This window comes from Faecalibacterium sp. I4-3-84 (assembly GCF_023347255.1).
In the GTDB taxonomy this organism is placed as follows: domain Bacteria; phylum Bacillota; class Clostridia; order Oscillospirales; family Ruminococcaceae; genus Faecalibacterium; species Faecalibacterium taiwanense.
In genome coordinates this window covers 1,934,876-1,951,964 of record NZ_CP094466.1, presented here as the reverse complement: position 1 = coordinate 1,951,964, position 17,089 = coordinate 1,934,876, and the positions used below count along the sequence as shown (strand labels likewise).

Genomic DNA, 17,089 nt, shown 5'->3' with positions numbered 1-17,089 from the left:
CCCTGTTATTTTTATCACTTTCCCCGCAAGAGTGCTATTTACGCATGATCTTCTCACCCAAAAATCACTGTCCACTGGAAGCTGTCTGCTCCGGCGGTGTGACCACCTGCACCGTGTTGCCGGTGAACGCCAAAATCTGCCTACCCTCGATCAGCGCCCGGGGCCGGGCCGAAAGCGGCTGGCTCCACTGGAACTCGCCCACACCGTTGAAGCGCTCCACCGTGCTGTCGGTGAGCAGGTAGAAGCCGTCGTTCTTTGCCCGGATGATCTGGCTGGCCGAGAGCACGCTGCCGCTGTAACCCACGGTCAGCTCCCCGTCCAGCAGCACCGCCGTGCTGGTCTGGCCATTGCTCAGCAGCAGGGCCGCACCGTTACCGGTGTTGGACACGCTGACGAGGGTGCCGCCGCCAAAATCGTAACTGGCGCGTTCGCCTGCGCTGCCGCCGCTCGTGTTGTACAGCACGGCGCGGTTCTCATAAAGCACCAGCAAAAAGCCGTTGGACATCCAGCCCATCCACTGGGGCACACTGTTCTCGGAGCCAAGGCATACCGGGTCGCCCTGCGAGAGGGGCAGTACATAAAGGTTCGTGGTCAGCTGGCCGCCCACCGCCGATACAGCGGCCACGGCAAGGCGGCGGCTGTCCGGCGCAAAGGCCATGCGCAGCGGGGTGCCCTGCTCACTGGTCAGGTTCCACACCAGCTGCTGCTGCATACTGGAATTGTAAACGGTCAGCTTTGCCACGCTGTCGGTGCTGTCGGTCACAACAGCCACCTGTCCGGCATCTGCCACAGCGCACAGCGAGATGGTGCTGTCCATGGTTTTGGTATAAAGGTTCTGGGTGCGGCTTTCCACCCGCAGCTCATTGCCGGAGCGGTTGTACAGCACAAAGCGGGTCTTGCCTGCAGCAATGGCCGGGCGGGCATAGCCGCTCTGGATGCTGTTCAGGCGGGTGCCGCCAAGACTGTATACCACGCAGCTGTCGCCGCCCATCTCCACAAAGCTGCCAGACATCTGCGCCACCGCATCCGGGTCGGTGATGCCGGTCTGCTGCGGCCAGCCTGCGGCTGGTGCCAGCGCGATGACGGCAGTATCCACAAGGTCTTTTGCGCGCGCAATGGAAGACCCCACTGCGCCGGTGGCAAACAGGACAAGGATGGTCAGCACCGCTACGATGATGACGGTGCGGCGGATGCGCCGTGTGCGCACCCGGGCCCGGGCGGCTTCCAGATATTCGACGCGTCCGGCAGAAAGCGTCTCCCCTTCGGCGGAATGTCCGCCGCGGCGAATTTTGCTCATGAATGGTTCTCCTTACAGATCATACTCCACACACTTCAAAAACAGGCCCTTGGCGGGCAGGGTCGGCCCGGCGCGGCTGCGGTCGCGGCTTGCCAGAATGGCGGGAATTTCCGCCGGGTCCAGCCGGCCTGCGCCCGCTTCGCACAAAGTGCCCGCCAGAATGCGCACCATGTTGTACAGGTAGCCGTCGGCGGTCACTTCAATGTCGATCTCGTCTCCCTTGCGGGCAACATGACAGTCCGTGATGGTGCGCACGGTATCGCCATGGGCTGCAGCGGAAGAGCCCGCCGCGCACAGGGCCAGAAAATCGTGCCTGCCCACGAACTGCTGCGCCGCCGCCTGCATTCTGGCTTCGTCCAGATGCCGGGGCACCCGGGTGTAATAAGCCGCGTCAAAAGGCGAGTCGATGGGGTGGTTGTGGATGCGGTAGAGGTAGGTTTTGGTATGGGCCGCGTACCGGGCATGGAAATCCTCCGGCACCACCTGCGCGTCCAGCACCCGGATGTCCGGCGGCAGATGCTGGTTGAGCGCCAGCGGGAGCTTTGCCGCCGGGATGCGGGTATCGGCGTGGAAGTTGAGCTTGAAGCCCAGCGCGTGCACCCCTGCATCGGTGCGGCTGCAGCCCTTGATATCGGGGCGGCTGCCCAGCACGGCCTGCAGCGCATCCTGAAAGGTTTGGGCCACGCTGCGGCCATTGGGCTGCACCTGAAAGCCGCAGTAGTTCGTGCCGTCGTAGGCAAGGGTAAGTAAAAAGTTCTGCATGGAACTCCTTCCGTCACGGCTTTGCCGTGCCACCTCCCTCAAAGAGGGAGGCTATAAGGCCCCCTCCTCGAGGGGGCTGTCGCCGAAGGCGACTGGGGGAGTTTTAAAAATTCGGGAACACCAGCCGGGAGGCAAGGATCACTGCAAAACAGGCGATGCACACGGCAAGGTCGATATAATCCTGCTTTTCGCAGCGCAGCACCTTCAGGCGGGTGCGGCCGTCGCCGCCCCGGTAGCAGCGGCATTCCATGGCCATGGCCAGCTCGTCCGCGCGGCGGAAGGCCGAAATGAACAGCGGGATGAGCACCGGCACCAAGGCTTTTACCCGGTCGGTCATCTTGCCGGTATCCAGCTGGGCACCGCGGGCTTTCTGGGCGTTCATAATTTTGTCCGTCTCCTCAATGAGGGTGGGGATGAAGCGCAGGGCAATGCTCATCATCATCGCCAGCTCGTGCACCGGGAAGTGCAGTTTGCCCAAGGGCTTGAGCAGCTGCTCAATGGCATCCGTGAGCACGATGGGGCTGGTGGTGTAGGTGAGCAGGCTGGTGCCCGCGATGAGCGCCATGACGCGCACTGCCATCAGCACAGCATAGCGCACACCCTCGGCATAAATGGTCAAAAACCAGATGTGCACCAGCGGTTCGCCCTCGCCTGACACAAAGAACAGGTTCAGCACCGCTGTGAAGATCACAATGGGCAGGATGGGCTTCAGGCTCTTGAGAATCATTTTGCCGGGAATTTTTGCCACCTTGTACATTGCTGCAAGGAACAGAATGGAAAGGGCAAGGCCCAGCGGATTGGAAGCTGCAAACAGCAGCACGATATAGGCGATGGTCAGCACCAGTTTCAGGCGCGGGTCGAACCGGTGCACCAGACTGTTGCCCGGGAAGTGCTGGCCAATGGTGATATCTCTCAGCATCCGGCAGCGCCTCCTTCCTTCTTTGCTTCCCGCGGGAGCACAAGGCTCTCGCCTGCCTCCCGGCGGCGCTTGGCCTCCAGGATCATCTTGACCGCATAGGGGATGGTGTACACATCAGCGGGCACATCCACCCCCATCTCCCGCAGCTTGAGGAAGATCTTCGTCACCTGCGGCACGGAAAGCCCCAGCTCCAGCAGCTCCGGAGCGCGGGCAAAGACTTTTTCCACGGTGTCGTACATGGCAATTTTCCTGTTGCTCATCACCAGAACGCGGTTGGCGTACTTGGCAATGTCCTCCATGCTGTGGGACACCAGCAGCACAGTGGTGCCGGTCTTTTTGTGGTACTCCTTCACCTCGCTGAGGATGTCGTCCCGTCCCTCCGGGTCAAGGCCCGCAGCAGGCTCGTCCAGCACCAGAATGCGGGGCTTCATGGCCATAACGCCCGCCACGGCCACCCGGCGCTTCTGGCCGCCGGAAAGCTCAAAGGGACTGCGCTCCAGCAGGGCCGGGTCAAGGCCGACAAAATCGGCGGCTTCATGCACGCGGCGGTCGATCTCGGCTTCGTCCAGACCCATGTTCTTGGGGCCGAACGCGATATCTTTATAACAGGTTTCCTCGAACAGCTGGTACTCCGGGTACTGGAACACCAGACCGGTGAGGAAGCGGAAGTCTCGGATCTTCTCCGGATCTTCCCACAGGTCGCGGCCATCGATATAAATTTTGCCGCTGGTAGGCTTGTTCAGGCCGTTCATGTGGGTAATGAGGGTGCTCTTGCCGGAGCCGGTGGCCCCGATGATGCCCACAAAGTCGCCCTCTTCCACCGTAAAGCTCACATCGTCCAGCGCAGTGACCGCATTGGGCATGCCGGGGTTGTAGACGTAGCTCAGATGTTCTACTTTGATGATATCTGCCATTTGCGTCTGCCCCCCTTACTGCAAAAGCTCGTACAGAGCCTGTGCGCATTCGCCGGTGTCGATGATGCCCTCCGGCATCGGGATGCCGGCCTTCACCAGCTCGTCCCGCAGCTCTGCAGCCTGCGGCACATCCAGATGCAGGGAGCGCACCTTCTCGGTCTGGCTGAACACCTCTTTGGGGGTGCCCTCCATCACCACATGGCCCTTGCTCATCACCAGCACACGGTCTGCCTGCGCAGCTTCCTCCATGTAGTGGGTGATGGACACCACGGTGATGCCCATATTCCTGTTCAGGTAGTGGATGGTCTGCATCACCTGCTCACGGCCCCGGGGGTCCAGCATGGCGGTGGCTTCGTCCAAAATCAGGCAGTCCGGCCGCATGGCAACAACGCCTGCAATGGCAACGCGCTGCTTCTGGCCGCCGGAAAGGTTGTGGGGTGCGCGCTCGCGGTACTCATAGATGCCGGCCATCTTCATGGAGTCGTCCACGCGGCGGCGCATCTCTTCGGGCGGCACACCGAGGTTTTCCAGTGCAAAGGCAACGTCTTCCTCCACCACGGTGGCAACGATCTGATTGTCCGGGTTCTGGAACACCATGCCCACGGTCTGACGGATCTCATAGATCTTGTCGTCGTCTGCGGTGTCCATGCCCTCCACGTAGACCTTGCCGCTCTCTGGCAGCAGGATAGCGTTGAAGTGCTTTGCCAGCGTGGACTTGCCGCAGCCGTTGGCACCCAGCACGGCCACGAATTCGCCGCGCTTTACTTCCGTTGAGACACCGTCCAGTGCGTAAACCGGCTGGTCGCTGTCGTAGCGGAATTTCAGATTTTGTGCTGTTAAAATCGTCTCTTCCATTTGTGTTTCTCTTTCTGGTGGTGCGCCCCTCTGAAAGGGGCTGTACCCCATTCTATTGAAATTGATTGCTTGTTTATTTTTAGCGGCCTCGCCCTCTCCGTCATCGCTGCGCGATGCCACACTCCCCCTTTTGTCACCTGCGGTGACATCTTCCCCCGGCGCGGGGGAAGTCTTTCCTCAAAGGGAGAGGCCTTGGCAGTACGGCAAAGTTTCCGGTTTTGCCAAGGGCTCCCCCTTTGGGGGAGCTGCTGAGCAACGCGAAGCTGAGAGGGCGAGCCCGTTTACCTCTTTTATTCTTCCCAGATGGCAGTTGCGCCACAGGGCACTACGCCGCCGGTGGCGGACACCGGCAGGCCGATCTCGTCGCAGGAGGTCTGCCCGCCAAAGCGGGGCACCAGCGTTGTTTTGAGCATATACTCCATGACCGCCGGGGACAGGCCGGTGGTGTAGCTGTTCACTGCAAAAAACAGCGGCGTATCGCTCAGCACCTCTTCGCACTGGCTGATGAGATCGTAGATGCAGTCCTCCAGCTTCCAGATCTCACCGCCGGGGCCGCGCCCGTAGCTGGGCGGGTCCATGATGATGCCGTCGTAGGTGTTGCCGCGGCGTTTTTCCCGCGCAACGAACTTGGCACAGTCGTCCACCAGCCAGCGGATGGGCCGGTCGGCAAGGCCGCTTGCCGCAGCATTGTCCTTACCCCACGCCACGATGCCCTTGGAGGCATCCACATGGCAGACGGTGGCACCTGCCGCCGCACAGGCCAGCGTGGCACCGCCGGTGTAGCCGAACAGGTTCAGCACCTTTACCGGACGGTTCGCGGCACGGATCTTTTTGGCGTACCATGCCCAGTTGACAGCCTGCTCCGGGAACACGCCGGTGTGCTTGAAGCCGGTGGGGCTGACGATGAGGGTGAGCTTATCCTCGCCCTCGCCGCAGCTGATCTTCCACTTTTCGGGCAGACGGCGCTTGTACTCCCACTCGCCGCCGCCCTGATTGGAGCGGTGATAAACAGCATCTGCCTTTGCCCACAGCGAGCTTTGCTTGGGCGTTTTCCACACCACCTGCGGGTCCGGTCGGATGAGGATGGTCTCACCCCAGCGCTCCAGACGGTTGCCGTCGGTGGCATCCAGCAGTTCATAGTCTTTCCAGGTATCTGCAGGGCGCATAGCGTCCTCCCTTCTCTTTTATCCGTTTCTTACTGGCCCAGAATGCGCTTGTTGATCTTATCCACGATGCGGTCGGCGCAGCGGTGGATGGCATCCAGATCCTGGCCCTCCACCATCACGCGGATCTTCGGCTCGGTGCCGGACACCCGCACCAGCACGCGGCCCATGCCCATAAGCTTCTGCTGCTCGTTCTCAATGAAACCGGCCAGCACTTCGTCCTCTTTGTAGGCTTTTTTCTGGGCGGCGTTGGCGGTCACATTCACCAGCACCTGCGGATACTGGGCGTAGATGCCGTTCAGTTCGCTCATCTTCTTGCCGCTTTCAGCCAGCAGCTTGAGCAGCTTGCCGGCGGTCAGCTCACCGTCGCCGGTGGTGGCATGGTGCAGCAGGATGACATGGCCGCTCTGCTCGCCGCCGATGGCAAACCCGTTCTCGCGCATGTTTTCCAGCACGTAGCGGTCGCCCACGGCGGTCTTTTCGGTGTTGATGCCCTGACTCTCCATATATTTGATGAAGCCCAGATTGGACATGACCGTAACCACAGCGGTGTCGCCGTCCAGACGGCCTTTTTCCTTCATGGTCATGGCCAGCAGGGCAATGATCTTGTCGCCGTCCATCTCCTGACCCTTTTCGTCGCAGCCAAGGCAGCGGTCGGCATCACCGTCAAAGGCAATGCCGCAGTCAAAGCCGCCTTCCACCACGGCCTTTTCCAGATTTTCCAGATGGGTACTGCCCACGCCCTTGTTGATGTTCTGGCCATCAGGCTCAATGCCGATGAAGGTGCACTTTGCGCCCAGACGGGGGAACAGCTTCTGCGCCACAGCGGCAGAAGCACCGTTTGCACAGTCGATGCAGACGTTCAGGCCGGTCAGGTCGCCGTGGATGGACTCATACAGGTGATCCACATAGTCCTGCAGGCCGTCATCGCGGCGGTACACACGGCCCACCTCGGCACCGGTCTTCAGCTCAATGCCCGCGCAATCGTTGTCGATGTAGACTTCGATCTGGTTTTCCACCTCGTCCGGCAGCTTATAGCCGGTACCGGCAAAGATCTTGATGCCGTTGAACTCCATCGGATTGTGGGAGGCAGAGATCACGATGCCGGCATCGGCATTGTACTTACCCACCAGATAGGCCACAGCGGGCGTGGGCAGAACGCCCAGACTTTCCACATCCGCACCCACGCTGCACAGACCGGCGGTCAGGGCTGCTTCCAGCATATCACCGGACTGGCGGGTGTCCTTGCCGATCAGGATGCGCGGACGGTGGCCGGTGCTGCCGGTCAGCACCGCAGCAGCGCCGCGGCCGATCTTCATTGCCAGCTCACAGGTCAGGTCTGCGCCTGCAACACCGCGCACACCATCGGTTCCAAAATATTTTCCCATAATAATACCCCACTTTCTATAGAAAGAAGCAAGTTTTAATATTGTAAGCATCCTCGCCCTCTCCGTCATCGCTGCGCGATGCCACCTTGTTCCCCTTCTGGCACTTCGTGCCACCTCCCCCGGCCGGGGGAAAATGGCGAAGCCAAAAGGGGGAATAAGCTGTCGAACGAAGTGAGACTGAGAGGGCAAGCCCGTTTATCTCAGAACAAACTCTGCTGCCCGTTGTCCTCGGGCGCAACGGTCTCCGGCGCTTTCAGGCCCAGATGTTCGTAGGCCAGCCGCGTTGCGCAGCGGCCCCGGGGCGTCCGGGTCAGAAAGCCCATCTGCATCAGATACGGCTCACACAGGTCTTCCAGCGTGACGGATTCCTCGCCGAGGGCCGCCGCCAGCGTTTCCAGACCCACCGGGCCGCCGTTGTACATTTCAATGATCGCACGCAGCATACTGCGGTCCAGTTCGTCCAGACCCAGTGCGTCCACGTCCATCCGCTTGAGGCCCATCAGAGCCACATCCCGGTCGATGATGCCGTCGCCCAGCACGGTGGCAAAGTCGCGGATGCGCTTCAAAAAGCGGTTTGCCACGCGGGGCGTGCCGCGGCTGCGCTTGGCCAGCTCGTAAGCACCTTCCGGCGTGATGGGCTGGTCGAGGATGCCTGCCGAGCGCTGGATGATCTTGCTCAGTTCATCCGGGCTGTACAGCTCCAGCTTGAGCAGCACGCCAAAGCGGTCGCGCAGGGGGCCGGTGATCTGGCCTGCACGGGTGGTGGCACCCACCAGCGTGAACCGCGGCAGGTTGATGCGGATGCTCTGGGCGCTGGGGCCTTTGCCGATCATGATATCCAGCGCATAGTCTTCCAGTGCCGGGTACAGCACCTCTTCCACCTGACGGGACAGGCGGTGGATCTCGTCGATGAACAGTACATCGCCCTCCTGCAGGTTGGTCAGCAGGGCGGCAAGGTCGCCGGGCTTTTCAATGGCCGGGCCGCTGGTGATGCGGATCTGCACCCCCATCTCGTTGGCGATGATGCCTGCCAGCGTGGTCTTGCCCAGACCCGGCGGGCCGTAGAGCAGGATGTGATCCATGGGCTCCCCGCGCCGCTTGGCAGCTTCCAAGTAAATTTTCAGGTTCTGCTTGACCTTTTCCTGCCCGATATAGTCTTCCAGATGCTGCGGGCGGAGGTTGTTTTCCTCGCTGTCCGCCGCCGTCATGCCGGGCTGCATCATTTTTGCGCCGTACAGCGCAGTTTCGTCCTGCATTCTTTACCTCCTGCCTGCCATGCTGCGCAAGGCCAGTTTGATGATCTCTTCCACGGGCAATGCCGCGTCGATCTTGGAAACGGCAAGCGCTGCTTCGCTCTGGCTGTACCCCAGCGACACCAGCGCCGCAATGGCCTGACTGCTGCCCTGAGAAGCCTGTGTGTCGGCAAAAGCACCTGCCACATCCTCCAGCGAGATGCCGTCCACAAAGCCCTTGGCGACCTTATCCTTCAGCTCCAGCACGATGCGCTGTGCAAGCTTCGGCCCCACGCCGGAAGCCGCCTTGAACGCCTTGTGGTCCCCCGCCGAGATCGCCAGTGCCACGCGGTCCGGCTCCATCACGCTCAGGATGGCAAGGCCCACCTTAGGCCCCACGCCGGACACGGCGGTCAGCATCTCAAAGCAGGCCTGCTGCTCCTCAGTGGCAAACCCGTAGAGGCTCACATCGTTCTCGGTGACGCTCATCACGGTATAAATGGTGGCTTCCTTGCCCACGCCGGGCAAGGCCCCGGCCACGCTGGCCGGGCACTGGGCATAGTAGCCTACACCGCCGCAGCTGAGCACCACTGCGTTCATGTTTTTTTTGACGATTTTTCCTGTCAGACAGTAGATCATTTAAAACCCTCTCCGTTTCTGTGTCGGCCAATTTTCCTCTGTTCAGCTCGCCCTTCGGGAGAACTCCGGTGCCGCGCCGCTGCAGGCGGACGGAACCGGTGAGAGGGTCAGATCGGCCCGGCCACACGGCGGACAAAGCGGTTGAGCTGGTTGCCGTTGGTGTGGCAGAAGGTGATGGCCATTGCCAGCGCATCGGCGGTATCGTCCGGCTTTGGCACGGCGGGCAGATGCAGCAGCACGCGGGTCATCTCCTGCACCTGCTTTTTCACGGCCTTGCCGTAACCGGTAACAGCCTGCTTTACCTGCATGGGGGTGTACTCGTAGATGGGCAGGCCTGCCTGCGCTGCCGCCAGCAGGATCACGCCGCGGGCTTCTGCCACGCCGATGACCGTGGTCTGATTGTGCTGGTAGAACAGCTTTTCGATGGCAAGCACCTCGGGCCGGGTGCGCTCGATCACCTCTTTGATGCCTGCATACACCTCGTCCAGACGGCGCTCGAACGGCACGCCCGCGTCGGTGCACACCGCACCGAAATCCACCGGCGCAAATCGGTTGCCTGCGTAATCCACCACGCCCCAGCCCACGATGGCGTAGCCGGGGTCGATGCCCAAAACTCTCATGCTGCAAATACCTTCCGATACTATTCCTATTATAACTTTATTATTATATCACAACAAAACAGTGTGAGCAACAGAAAACCTTTCGCATGCCGCCGCCAAATGTGCGCTGGCGCGTAAAAAGGGCAGTCAGCGCCCCTGCCTTTAAAAAAGTTTTACAATTTTTGAAAAAGCACTTGCTTTTTGGCAGAAGGTATGGTAATATAATCAAGCTGATTTCGGCAAAACAGAATATGGACGGTTAGCTCAGCTGGTAGAGCATCTGCTTGACGTGCAGGAGGTCACAGGTTCGAGTCCTGTACCGTCCACCACGAGTCCCCAGACCAAAAGGTCTGGGGACTTTTTTCGTGGTGGACGGTACAGGTCTCGAACAGGGCGGCGGCGCATAGCGCCGTAAGCAAAGCCACAGTGCGGCTTTGCTTAGCCCGCGGTTCCCAACGGCTAGGAATGTCTACCAAGAAAGATGTCGCCCGACCATTCGGTCTGAGAATGTGGTGAGCGGTACAGAACTCGAACAGCAATAAACAAAGGCAGGGTATCACCGTGGCGCTGTGCCCTGCCTTTTGTTTTGCATCCCCCTATATTGTGCGTTTCGGGTCAATCGCTGCGTACGTCCGTACATGGTCGGTACGCACGTACGCAGGAAAAAGGGCAAGTTCTGATATATAACAGTAGTCTTTTATTGTGTAATATGATATACTCACGTCAACATAACAATTGTGAATGAGCGCAATTTCAAATGGACATCAATCGTATTTTAAGTGAACGAGCTATCTAAAAAAGGAGGCATTTGCTATGAAAAAAGCATCGAACATTTGGGTTCGCAGAGGTCTTTTGCTTCACCGTTTGCATGGACAGGAATTAGCATTAGCTCTCCTATTAAAGCAAAAACCGATGTCTGCTCCACAAATTTGCTCGTCCCTTTTGGAAAAAGAAATACGCTTTGACCGCAAGAAGATTGGAAAACTTTTGGCAGACCTTGAATGGTAGGGAGTTGTCTCTAACGATAGTGGTGTATATAGCTGCCAATGCGCTGTGCTGGATAACTGTCAAGAGCGCTATAACGAGAGCCAGTTGATCGATTTGATTGGGTTGACTCAAAACACTGTGAACGGCCAATCTTTTTATAGTTCTATGCCTCCGATGAGCGTCAGTTCTCGTGGACCCAGTGGTGCATAATCATGTAATTTCCAAATAGTAAGAAGCAGGGTTTGTGGCTCCGCACGCCCCAACAAGACCGCGTTTGCGAAGCAACGAACGCCCCAGCGGGGCGTTTGAGTGGCAGCCCGGTCTTGCGCCGGAAAATTATAAAAACCCGGAACCTTCTCAGGGCCAAAATGGCTCAAAAAGGGTTCCGGGTTTCTGATTTTTGCGCTATCTCTTTGTGCAAATTGCTATCGCATTTTTATTTTGCAACAGTCCCTCTTTTTTATTTCCGGAGATTTTATTTTCGGGTATAGGCTTCCATGCCATGCTCGGCGGGGTCGTAATATTCCATCAGGGTGATGTAGTTTTCCGGGTAGTGGCAGAATGCCGCACGCAGAACGCTGTCTGCCGGGCTGTTCACGCTCATCAGGCTGAGGATGTAGTACACCAGCAGCTTCAGCACATCGCTCTCCACCTCGTAGCACAGACCCACCGCCAGCACCGGCACCACCACCTGCTGCGCCCGCAGCGGCACGATGGCCCCCACCTGCTCCAGAATGGGTCTGCTCATGGCCGAAGCCATCATCACGCAGCGCAGCACCTTCGTCCACGACATTTTGCGGATGTTCTCCATGCTGCGCAGCCGTTCCGTCACAGCTTCATCGTCCAGGATCACGCCCTCGGCTGCCTCTTTCTCCGAGAGGGTAAAGGCACACTGCAGCATATCCATAAAGGCAGCTTCATATTTTTCGTGGTAATTTGCAGCGCTTTTGCAGAACGCCAGAGCCGCCGCGACCACCGAATCCACATCTTCCTTTGTGGCCAGCTGGTCGAACCGCAGCGGCACGCCGCCCATCCGGCTCTCGATGATGCTCAGATCATCCAGCTCGTTCTGGTACGCCGTGGAGGGCAGAAAGCGGTCGTTTCCGTTGCGGTGGTAGCCCCACTCTTCCGGCATCACGCGGGCCACGATGTCGCCGCTGGAAATGATGTTGAAGATATTGCTTACATCCCAATCCGTTTTCAGTCCGCCGTCTGCAGTGTGGTCGTTGTCGTAGTCCGCCTGCAGATCCGGGCGGTCCGCTGCCGTCAGTGCCGCCGGTGCGGCAAAGGTGTAAACAAAGGTATTTTCCTGCGCGATCTGCGGCAGCTGCTGCCGGATGCGCGCCGCCGTCAGGTTTGCCACAGCCGCGCCGCGGCTGTAGCCGCCCAGCCAGAGCTTGATGGTGCCCAGCGTTCCCGCTGCAGCCTCGGCTTTTTTCAGGTAGTCCTGCAGATCCTCAAAAAAATGCTCTGCTGCTGTCACAAAGCCATAGTGCCCGCCGCCTTCGCCCACATGCAGGTTGCTGGCCCACTCGGCACCATAGCCGACACCGCGCAGCATGGCAGCAATAATGGTGGTGCGCTGGCCATCCTGTACCAGTGTTTTCTGCGCAAAAGCACAGCCCGCAGTATCCACCGGGGTGTTCAGACTGCACTGGTAGCCCACATAGACCGCATTGGCAAAGCCAAGCTTCTGGTAGGCATCCGCAATGCTGTCCTCACGGCCCGCTTCACCCTCCACCCAGTAAAGCGCATCGCTCTGGTAGGTGCTGCCGCTTGCCGCCACAAGTCCCAGCGTTGCCAGTGCCAGCTTGTGGCTGTACTGCAGCGCCGTGTTCTCAAAAAAGGCATCTGTATAATAAAAATCGTGGGAGAGATCTGTTTCGCTGTGGTCGCTGCGGAAGGCAAAGGAGTAGTAATCCTCCGGCACCGCGCTGCCCACCACAGCCTGCGGCAGCAAAGCCTCTGCCGCCGCGTGCGGGGCCAGCACGCCTGCCACGGCAGCTGCTGCCGCCTTGCAAAAGGCACGTCGTTTTATGGTCTTCATCTTTCTGCTCCAATCAAGGCTTCTGCATAAAACCAGTCTGTTTTTCTAAGTATAGCGGATTTTGCACGCTGATACAATCGCTCTTTTTTAATAAAAAACAGCCCATGCTCCACACACAGACTGTTTTATGGTATAGTATAAAGGTGTCCGGCTCACCTCAGCTCGATCTGTCTGCAGTAGTCCACGATGTGGTGGAACATCTGTTCCACTGCTGGGGCCATTGCGGCGGGGCGCTGCACAGCCAGGCCCACCACACGGTCTTCCTCTGGCTCGATGGGATAGATCTTGATCGCAGCCTTGCAGTCGCGCAGCAGCATCTGCGGCATGATGGAAATGCCCAGACCTGCTTCCACCATGGCGATGTTGGACTGGTCGTCGATGACATGGCAGCGGCGCTCGGTGCCGATCTTATATTTTTTCAGGAACTGGCGCATCTCAGCATCGGTGGCATCGCACTGCACAACGAAGCTTTGGCCGTTCATCAGGGCGGGAGTCATCACGCCGTTTTCCGGTTCGGGCCAGTCCTGCGGCACGATGCACAGCAGCGGCTCGCGGAACAGCTCGGTGAGGTTGAACTCTTCACGGCAGGTGGAGGAAAGGAACGCGATATCCACCTGACCGGTTCGCAGCCATTCCTTCACATCATCGTAGGTGCCCTGATACACCTCGATCTCGATCTGCGGGTAGTGGGTCATAAAGCTTTTGAGCAGGCCCGGCAGCAGCGAAGCACACACCGAGTTGAATACGCCCAGCTTCACCTTGCCCTTTTCCAGGCCGTTCAGGCGGGCGATGCTCTGCTTGAGGGCCTCGTCGCTGTTGAGCACATCGCGAATAGAGGGGTACAGGGATGCGCCGTAGCTGGTCATGGATACGCCGTTCTTGCCGCGGTTGAACAGAGCAAAGCCCAGCTCCTCCTCCATTACGGCAATGGCGTGACTGATGGCCGATGGGGTCAGGTGCAGCTGCTGTGCCGCCTTGTTGAAGCTGCCCTGCCGGGCCACGGCATCAAAGATCTCGTAGGAAAAAAGCGTCATGCCCAAAGCCTCCTTCCGTCTTTACTGGTTCGGAGACGCCCGATTCTCTGTGAATCTTTTTCATCTTTCATTTGAGATAGTTCAATTATATTCTTGATTGTACTATCCCGCGCCTTTTCTGTCAAGCATTTTGCCCGATTTATGCGCTTTTCCGGCGTATTTTGTCAAAGATGACGCAGGAGCCTGCCAGCCTGCGCCGTATCATTAAAAAAGCACAAAAAGTAGATTTTTTATCAAGTGAGGGATTCCTTATGACCAAGACTGCCAAAGCCCCTGTCCGCTGTGGACTCAGCGGCACAGCGCTCAAATACATCGCCTGCATCACCATGCTCATTGATCACATCGGCGCTTCCTGCATCGAAACCGGTATCCTGCTGCCGGCCCTCGCCGCCGGTGCTGCCAGCTGCGGCGGCATCCCGGTCAGCACCCTGCTGGCTGCAGACCGTGTGCTGCGGTATATCGGGCGGCTGGCCTTTCCCATCTTCTGCTTTCTGGCCGTGGAGGGCTTTCTGCACACCCACGATGTAAAAAAATACGTCCGGCGGCTTCTGCTGTTCGGGCTTGTCAGCGAGGTGCCTTTTGACCTTGCCTTTTTCCGCACACCGTTCGCCCCGCAGCACCAGAATGTTTACTGGACGCTGGCGCTGGGCGTGCTGGCTATGGCAGGGCTCAAGCGCTTTGAAAAGGAAAACGGCCTGCCCGGCTGGCAGGGGCTTGTGTGGGCGGGCGGCTGCGCCGCGCTGGCGCTGGCTGCCAACACCGACTACCACGCCATCGGCGTGCTCATCATCTGCACCCTGTACCTGACCCGCGCAGACCGCAAGCGGCAGTGCCTTGCAGGTGCGCTGCTATTTTTGTTCGAGCTGACCGCGCCGCTGGCCTTTGTGCTGGTCTGGTTCTACAACGGGCAGCGCGGCGCGTGCAGTCCGCTGCAGAAAAAAGCCTTTTACTGGTTCTACCCGGTGCACCTGCTGGTGCTAGCAGGTATCACGAACCTTATGCTATAACAGCAGAAAGCCCGCCGTCCAAAGACAGCGGGCTTTTTTACAGCTTCTCACATCGGGAACATAACGCCTGTCAGCAGCAGCATGGCAGGCACTGTGACCAGCATACACACGGTGGAGTGGGCCACCGCCTGACTGGCAAGGGTCGCCTCGGTGCCGGTCTGCTTGGCCAGCACAGCGGCAAGGCTGCCGGCTGGGCAGCATGCAATGATGGAAAGGCCAGTGCGCAGCACATTGTCCAGCGGCAGCAGCCACAGCAGCAACATGAACAGCAGCGGGAACAGGATGCCGCGCAGCAGGGTGACCCGGTACAGGAAACCGGTGTGCAGCAGCGCACGGATGTCGCTGTCTGCCAGCAGCACACCTACGATCATGAGCGCCAGCGGCGTGGTGCAGCCGCCCACCGCACTGCAGAACTGTTGCACCGGTGCTGGCAGCCGCCAGCCGGTTGCCAGCAGCACCAGCATAGCCACCGTGGCAATGTTGGTGGGGGTGATGAAGGTCTTGAGCCGGATCTTCTCGCCGGGGCGGAACAGGCACACCACATAGGTAAAGAACCATACATTATAAGAGGCCATGGCCATGCCTGCAAACACAGTGCCGCGCGCGGTGCCCAGCAGGGCGCTGCACAGCGGCAGGCCGATGAAGCCGCAGTTGGGCATAGCTGCCGTGCCCACCAGCACCGCATACTTGCCCGGCGTGTCGTGGTGCAGCCAGCTGCTCAACCGGCACAGGCCGGTGGTCACTACAAACAGTGCCAGCAGCAGCACGAACAGCACCCCTGCCTGAGTGAGCAGCTCCGGCTCACCGTCCACGGCTGCACCAGCCAGCATGGTGCAGGGCAGCAGAAGCTTCATGATAAAATCCGACAAAAACTTGCTGTCACGATCCTTGATGATGCCGCTGCGTGCACCTACATAACCCAGCAGCACTTCCAGAAAGATCACCGTGATCTGACCCGCCAAAACGCCAAACGCCATTGGTTCCTCCTTTTTGTTCCGCAAGCCGCATTTTTCCTTTACAAAGGAAAAAGCCCATTGATTTCAACGAATCAACGAGCTTTTTCTTGGCGGAGTAGGAGGGATTTGAACCCTCGCGCCGTTGTTTAGACGACCTACGCCCTTAGCAGGGGCGCCTCTTCGACCTCTTGAGTACTACTCCAGAGCAAAGTGTGTTACACTTATTCAATAAAAAATGGCGGAGAGAGTGGGATTCGAACCCACGGTACGTTTCCGTACGGCAGTTTTCAAGACTGCTTCCTTAAACCACTCGGACATCTCTCCTTGTGGACATCCGCCTTACGCCGTGTCGAATGCCTATTTAATTTACCAGATTTGCACGCCGGTGTCAAGCCTTTGGCGCAATTTTTTTCTTTCAGCCCTTAAAAACAAAATTTACCACAACCTTTTTGGGTCTCGGCCTGTTTCAGGTCTTTACAAGTACACCTTTTTGTTGTATAATAAACACAAGAAAATTTCCTCGCGGTGTAAAGGAGAAATATACCATGTCGTTTTCAGAACTTTTGAAGCAGTGCCGCAAAAAGCAGGGCATCAGCCAGGCTGAGCTGGCTTCCAAACTGGGCGTGACACAGCAGGCTGTCGGCAAATGGGAAAGCGGCAAGTCCTCTCCCGATCCGTCTACCGTGGCCCGCATTGCCGAGCTTTTGAACACCACAGCAGATTATCTGCTGGGCCTGTACCGCCCGGTAAGCAATGTTTCCGCCCCGGAAGAGCGGTTCTTTGGCAGCTATTCTGAAAGCCTGATCCCGGTGATCGGCACGGTAAAGGCCGGTTACGGTGCCCTCGCCTTTGAGGAGGACTACGGTCAGGAGTATGCCCGTGTGAAGGACCCCTCCAACTATTTTTATCTGGTGGTACGCGGCGACAGCATGGAGCCCCGCATTCAGGACGGCGACCTTGCCCTTGTGCACAAGCAGGACACACTGGAAAACGGCGACCTTGGCGTGCTGATCTACGGCGATGAGGGCGAGGGCACCCTGAAGCGCTATATCCAGCGCGGCAACTGCGTGGTGCTGCAGCCCTTCAACCCGGCCTACAGCGAAATGGTCATCAAGGGTGAGGACCTGAACCATCTGCACATCGCCGGCCGCGTGGTGGAAACTAAGGCAAAATGGTAATTTTATAAGGGAAGCGGGCTCGCCCTCTCCGTCACTGCTGATGCAGTGCCACCTCTCCCAAAGGGAGAGGCTTTGGCAGTACAGCAAAGTTTCTGGTTTTGCCAAGGGCTCT

At 58.7% G+C, this 17,089-nt stretch carries 16 protein-coding genes and 3 tRNA genes; 4 read left to right on the top strand and 15 right to left on the bottom strand.

All coding sequences use genetic code 11. The features are described from left to right. Positions 1 to 64: 64 nt before the first annotated feature. From MTP41_RS09585 to ruvC, 10 genes are all read right to left on the bottom strand, one after another. Entirely contained in the window at positions 65 to 1,297 is a 1,233-nt protein-coding gene (locus tag MTP41_RS09585; RefSeq protein WP_249235408.1) for a DUF5711 family protein, read from the bottom strand. Positions 1,298 to 1,309: 12 nt separating this feature from the next. Then, complete coding sequence (gene truA / locus MTP41_RS09580) at positions 1,310 to 2,059, bottom strand: tRNA pseudouridine(38-40) synthase TruA (protein WP_249235407.1); 750 nt, start codon at positions 2,057 to 2,059, stop codon at positions 1,310 to 1,312. A gap of 103 nt (positions 2,060 to 2,162) precedes the next feature. Further along, positions 2,163 to 2,978, bottom strand: a complete 816-nt coding sequence (locus MTP41_RS09575) for an energy-coupling factor transporter transmembrane component T family protein (protein WP_154256808.1) — start codon at positions 2,976 to 2,978, stop codon at positions 2,163 to 2,165. Next, complete coding sequence (locus tag MTP41_RS09570) at positions 2,972 to 3,892, bottom strand: energy-coupling factor transporter ATPase (RefSeq protein ID WP_249235406.1); 921 nt, start codon at positions 3,890 to 3,892, stop codon at positions 2,972 to 2,974. The genes MTP41_RS09575 and MTP41_RS09570 overlap by 7 nt, the downstream gene beginning before the upstream one ends. 15 nt (positions 3,893 to 3,907) lie before the next feature. Then, positions 3,908 to 4,747 carry an energy-coupling factor transporter ATPase gene (locus tag MTP41_RS09565; RefSeq protein ID WP_249235405.1) on the bottom strand — a complete coding sequence of 280 codons (840 nt, stop codon included), beginning with the start codon at positions 4,745 to 4,747 and terminating at the stop codon, positions 3,908 to 3,910. A gap of 290 nt (positions 4,748 to 5,037) precedes the next feature. Then, positions 5,038 to 5,913: a class I SAM-dependent methyltransferase gene (locus MTP41_RS09560; RefSeq protein WP_097776960.1), complete on the bottom strand. Its 876-nt coding sequence runs from the start codon at positions 5,911 to 5,913 to the stop codon at positions 5,038 to 5,040. Positions 5,914 to 5,942: 29 nt separating this feature from the next. After that, a complete protein-coding gene (gene glmM / locus MTP41_RS09555) occupies positions 5,943 to 7,298 on the bottom strand; it encodes a phosphoglucosamine mutase (RefSeq protein WP_249235404.1) in 1,356 nt (451 codons plus the stop codon). Between the two features lie 200 nt (positions 7,299 to 7,498). Further along, positions 7,499 to 8,554 (bottom strand): Holliday junction branch migration DNA helicase RuvB, encoded by a 1,056-nt coding sequence (ruvB, locus tag MTP41_RS09550; RefSeq protein WP_249235403.1) that lies wholly within the window; start codon positions 8,552 to 8,554, stop codon positions 7,499 to 7,501. Positions 8,555 to 8,557: 3 nt separating this feature from the next. After that, positions 8,558 to 9,169: a Holliday junction branch migration protein RuvA gene (ruvA, locus tag MTP41_RS09545; RefSeq protein ID WP_097776958.1), complete on the bottom strand. Its 612-nt coding sequence runs from the start codon at positions 9,167 to 9,169 to the stop codon at positions 8,558 to 8,560. Positions 9,170 to 9,276: 107 nt separating this feature from the next. After that, positions 9,277 to 9,789, bottom strand: a complete 513-nt coding sequence (gene ruvC / locus MTP41_RS09540) for a crossover junction endodeoxyribonuclease RuvC (RefSeq protein WP_005943476.1) — start codon at positions 9,787 to 9,789, stop codon at positions 9,277 to 9,279. 232 nt (positions 9,790 to 10,021) lie between these two features. On the opposite strand from ruvC, the gene MTP41_RS09535 reads away from it, so the two are divergent. Both MTP41_RS09535 and MTP41_RS09530 read left to right on the top strand, forming a co-directional pair. Beyond that, positions 10,022 to 10,097: transfer RNA gene (locus MTP41_RS09535), tRNA-Val, on the top strand. Between the two features lie 484 nt (positions 10,098 to 10,581). Next, a complete protein-coding gene (locus MTP41_RS09530) occupies positions 10,582 to 10,776 on the top strand; it encodes a hypothetical protein (RefSeq protein WP_249235402.1) in 195 nt (64 codons plus the stop codon). 454 nt (positions 10,777 to 11,230) lie between these two features. Here the strand turns inward: MTP41_RS09530 and MTP41_RS09525 are convergent, their stop codons facing one another. Then, positions 11,231 to 12,802, bottom strand: coding sequence for a lipase family protein (locus MTP41_RS09525; RefSeq protein WP_249235401.1), 1,572 nt, complete (start codon positions 12,800 to 12,802; stop codon positions 11,231 to 11,233). 152 nt (positions 12,803 to 12,954) lie between these two features. Then, a complete protein-coding gene (locus MTP41_RS09520; RefSeq protein WP_005943485.1) occupies positions 12,955 to 13,836 on the bottom strand; it encodes a LysR family transcriptional regulator in 882 nt (293 codons plus the stop codon). A gap of 251 nt (positions 13,837 to 14,087) precedes the next feature. Between MTP41_RS09520 and MTP41_RS09515 the strand changes: the two genes are divergently transcribed. Continuing rightward, positions 14,088 to 14,843, top strand: coding sequence for a TraX family protein (locus tag MTP41_RS09515; RefSeq protein ID WP_120120440.1), 756 nt, complete (start codon positions 14,088 to 14,090; stop codon positions 14,841 to 14,843). 47 nt (positions 14,844 to 14,890) lie between these two features. Here MTP41_RS09515 and MTP41_RS09510 read toward each other — a convergent pair whose 3' ends face one another. From MTP41_RS09510 to MTP41_RS09500, 3 genes are all read right to left on the bottom strand, one after another. After that, positions 14,891 to 15,820 (bottom strand): AEC family transporter, encoded by a 930-nt coding sequence (locus MTP41_RS09510; RefSeq protein ID WP_097774648.1) that lies wholly within the window; start codon positions 15,818 to 15,820, stop codon positions 14,891 to 14,893. Positions 15,821 to 15,907: 87 nt separating this feature from the next. Beyond that, positions 15,908 to 16,001: transfer RNA gene (locus MTP41_RS09505), tRNA-Ser, on the bottom strand. Positions 16,002 to 16,035: 34 nt separating this feature from the next. Then, a tRNA-Ser gene (locus MTP41_RS09500) sits at positions 16,036 to 16,123 on the bottom strand. 221 nt (positions 16,124 to 16,344) lie between these two features. On the opposite strand from MTP41_RS09500, the gene MTP41_RS09495 reads away from it, so the two are divergent. Further along, positions 16,345 to 16,977: a LexA family protein gene (locus MTP41_RS09495; protein ID WP_005943491.1), complete on the top strand. Its 633-nt coding sequence runs from the start codon at positions 16,345 to 16,347 to the stop codon at positions 16,975 to 16,977. The last annotated feature ends 112 nt before the right edge of the window (positions 16,978 to 17,089 follow it).

Excerpts from the sequence above, each read along its gene's own strand:
- MTP41_RS09525 (WP_249235401.1), bottom strand. The coding sequence starts at position 12,802 with ATGAAGACCATAAAACGACGTGCCTTTTGCAAGGCGGCAGCAGCTGCC.
- MTP41_RS09565 (WP_249235405.1), bottom strand. The coding sequence starts at position 4,747 with ATGGAAGAGACGATTTTAACAGCACAAAATCTGAAATTCCGCTACGAC.
- truA (WP_249235407.1), bottom strand. The coding sequence starts at position 2,059 with ATGCAGAACTTTTTACTTACCCTTGCCTACGACGGCACGAACTACTGC.
- glmM (WP_249235404.1), bottom strand. The coding sequence starts at position 7,298 with ATGGGAAAATATTTTGGAACCGATGGTGTGCGCGGTGTTGCAGGCGCA.
- ruvB (WP_249235403.1), bottom strand. The coding sequence starts at position 8,554 with ATGCAGGACGAAACTGCGCTGTACGGCGCAAAAATGATGCAGCCCGGC.
- MTP41_RS09575 (WP_154256808.1), bottom strand. The coding sequence starts at position 2,978 with ATGCTGAGAGATATCACCATTGGCCAGCACTTCCCGGGCAACAGTCTG.
- MTP41_RS09570 (WP_249235406.1), bottom strand. The coding sequence starts at position 3,892 with ATGGCAGATATCATCAAAGTAGAACATCTGAGCTACGTCTACAACCCC.
- MTP41_RS09520 (WP_005943485.1), bottom strand. The coding sequence starts at position 13,836 with ATGACGCTTTTTTCCTACGAGATCTTTGATGCCGTGGCCCGGCAGGGC.
- MTP41_RS09585 (WP_249235408.1), bottom strand. The coding sequence starts at position 1,297 with ATGAGCAAAATTCGCCGCGGCGGACATTCCGCCGAAGGGGAGACGCTT.
- ruvC (WP_005943476.1), bottom strand. The coding sequence starts at position 9,789 with ATGAGAGTTTTGGGCATCGACCCCGGCTACGCCATCGTGGGCTGGGGC.
- ruvA (WP_097776958.1), bottom strand. The coding sequence starts at position 9,169 with ATGATCTACTGTCTGACAGGAAAAATCGTCAAAAAAAACATGAACGCA.
- MTP41_RS09515 (WP_120120440.1), top strand. The coding sequence starts at position 14,088 with ATGACCAAGACTGCCAAAGCCCCTGTCCGCTGTGGACTCAGCGGCACA.
- MTP41_RS09495 (WP_005943491.1), top strand. The coding sequence starts at position 16,345 with ATGTCGTTTTCAGAACTTTTGAAGCAGTGCCGCAAAAAGCAGGGCATC.
- MTP41_RS09510 (WP_097774648.1), bottom strand. The coding sequence starts at position 15,820 with ATGGCGTTTGGCGTTTTGGCGGGTCAGATCACGGTGATCTTTCTGGAA.
- MTP41_RS09560 (WP_097776960.1), bottom strand. The coding sequence starts at position 5,913 with ATGCGCCCTGCAGATACCTGGAAAGACTATGAACTGCTGGATGCCACC.
- MTP41_RS09530 (WP_249235402.1), top strand. The coding sequence starts at position 10,582 with ATGAAAAAAGCATCGAACATTTGGGTTCGCAGAGGTCTTTTGCTTCAC.